Origin of the sequence: Candidatus Thiosymbion oneisti (genome assembly GCF_004359955.1) — a bacterium.
GTDB classification, from domain to species: Bacteria; Pseudomonadota; Gammaproteobacteria; order Chromatiales; family Chromatiaceae; genus Thiosymbion; species Thiosymbion oneisti.
In genome coordinates, this window is record NZ_SMSC01000079.1 from 1 (window position 1) to 1,654 (window position 1,654).

A 1,654-nucleotide genomic window follows, 5' to 3' on the forward strand; every position below is an offset into this window, starting at 1 on the left:
GAAACGGGATATTGACTAAAGGGCCGGCATCTTGAAAGTTGGCGAGCAGGATTGTCCCCAGAATCTCCCGATCCATGGTGTAAAACTGCACCATGATCCCAGCGAGACCAGACTCGCCAAACTCTGTTCCAAATGCGCCAGAACCACCTGCCAGCTTCGTATAGTCGGTCCGCAAATACAGATCGGAAACCGATACATTGGGCGGGATACTGACATCCTGAACAGCGCCCAGAAATGGAGTCGGATCAGCATCGGTTCTCGTTGAGCTGAAATCGGAGATCACCAACCGACGGGTCGAGGCATCCGTAGAATACGGAGTAGCTATGCTGCCAATCACCGTAGATGGCTCGCGAATAACAAACCAGTCTTGGAGACCAGATGAAAAGTCGGTATTTCTGAGAATTCCAGGTGCGTTAGGATCCAACGCAATGGCAATCGATTCTAATCCCTTTTCGTCAAGCTTATCAGTTATTAATCCAGCGAAAATTTCACTGATCACAGAAATATCCAACGATGCGTGTCGATCAGCCAGAGAGCTGAACATGTGGCTGTAGGCGCGGTAACTATTTGAGTTTGTGACATTAGTCACAGAGTGTGCAGATATCGGTTTGTAGACGCTATCAGGGAAATAATAAGAGACGGCGTCGTTTGCATAGCGCATACGTTGGTCTGAAGTTCCAATTCCGTCTCGCCAGATCCGGTAGCGCACATCTGTCGTCGGTGTAATGAGCATGAACGGTTGTATATCTGTATCTATATAGGTTGGATATTCTAATTGCGGCAAAAGATCCGCGATCGATTCAAGTTGTGAAAGTGTGAAATCGTAGTCACCAGAAAAAGCAAAATAATCACAATCCGCTCTAACATACAAATCTGGATATTGTGCCAAATCACCACCATAAATACTGTTACCTCGTGAAACCGGATATTCAATGACTGAATTTCCGAATTCATCGACAATCCATGATTTTGCAGAAAAAGGTGGATTAATTGCTGCCGCACTTACGCTCGCAAACGGTCCGGGAAAATACGCACATTGTGTGCGAACGGAAGCGTAAGTTACGGTATGAGCATGCACGGAGAGGAACAGCAGCGATGTTAGCACTGCTGTGCGAAGTATAAAGGAGAGGGCTGCTGAAGTTAGGATGTTCATTCTTTTTCCTATTTACATGAGGCAGGTCATTTCATAAAATTCTGCTTGTTGTCATTTCGAGCGAAGCGAGAAATCTTGTGTGCTGGGGATACTTGTCAAGCTAAAAAGATCTCTCCCTTCGGTCGAGATGACAGGGAAATTTTGATGAAACGAGGCGCTAGGATAGCCCGTGCCCAAGGTGCTTGTCGTGCCCAAGGTGCTTGTCATCCCGAGCGCAGCGAGGGACCTGATTGGGTACGCCCTCTGCCTGCCGTCTGGTGCCCATCATCGATGGGCACGCGGCGCTTGGTGCAACCGATCAAGCCGTCGTGGCCTGGAAACTTCTGTGGCATAACCGGACCTTGAAGTCAGCCTGATCAGCGCTTGCTTTGCCCATCCTCGGGCGGGCCAGCGCAAGCCCGCGGTGGTCCTTATCACCCGCCCGGCGGCCCTGGCCGTGATAGTGGCGGGCCAGTCCGGACCCCGAGAGCCCCGGCCCGGACCCCCGACAGGCCCTCTCGA

Annotated in this window: 2 protein-coding genes; both read right to left on the reverse strand. The window is 50.5% G+C overall.

Annotated elements, in window-relative coordinates:
* Nucleotides 1–1,153 (reverse strand): hypothetical protein (locus tag E1958_RS19455; RefSeq protein ID WP_133513345.1); only part of this gene is annotated, 1,153 nt, incomplete at its 3' end.
* A gap of 298 nt (nt 1,154–1,451) precedes the next feature.
* A partial coding sequence (locus E1958_RS21035) for a hypothetical protein (RefSeq protein ID WP_208108627.1) occupies nt 1,452–1,654 on the reverse strand: 203 nt, incomplete at its 5' end.